At 34.2% G+C, this 553-nt stretch carries 1 protein-coding gene; it reads left to right on the top strand.

Annotated features, from left to right (window positions below):
* The coding region (locus ACFSNB_RS18815) for a transposase (RefSeq protein ID WP_377319356.1) at nt 1-404 on the top strand (404 nt) is incomplete at its 5' end.
* Between the last annotated feature and the right edge of the window lie 149 nt (nt 405-553).

Genomic DNA, 553 nt, shown 5'->3' on the forward strand with positions numbered 1-553 from the left:
CTAGTAAAGTGAAACGAGCAGATAGAGCGGTTATTCTGGAGCAATTTAAAACGATTTATCGTGCTGAAAATTTAGAAATGGCAGTGCAAATTTTAGAGAACTTTATCGCCGAATGGAAACCAAAGTATAGGAAAGTCATGGAAAGTCTGGAGAATACGGATAATCTTTTAACTTTTTATCAGTTTCCCTACCAGATTTGGCATAGTATTTATTCGACAAACCTCATTGAGTCTCTTAACAAAGAAATCAAACGTCAAACGAAAAAGAAGGTTCTTTTTCCTAACGAGGAGGCTCTGGAACGTTATTTAGTTACCCTGTTTGAAGATTATAATTTCAAGCAAAGTCAACGCACCCATAAAGGGTTTGGCCAATGTGCTGACACACTTGAAAGCTTATTTGATTAACATTCTTCAACTCTACTTGAGTGTTTACACATAATTATTGACAGTATCTTATTTTTCTTATGATTAAGTGAACTGTATTTTGAAATAGCAATTAAGGTCGTTAGTGTGATGACAATATCCATAAGTAAAGCAGGATAAGCTTTAATAGT

Origin of the sequence: Phaeospirillum tilakii (assembly GCF_042683125.1) — a bacterium.
Classification (GTDB): domain Bacteria; phylum Pseudomonadota; class Alphaproteobacteria; order Rhodospirillales; family Magnetospirillaceae; genus Phaeospirillum; species Phaeospirillum tilakii.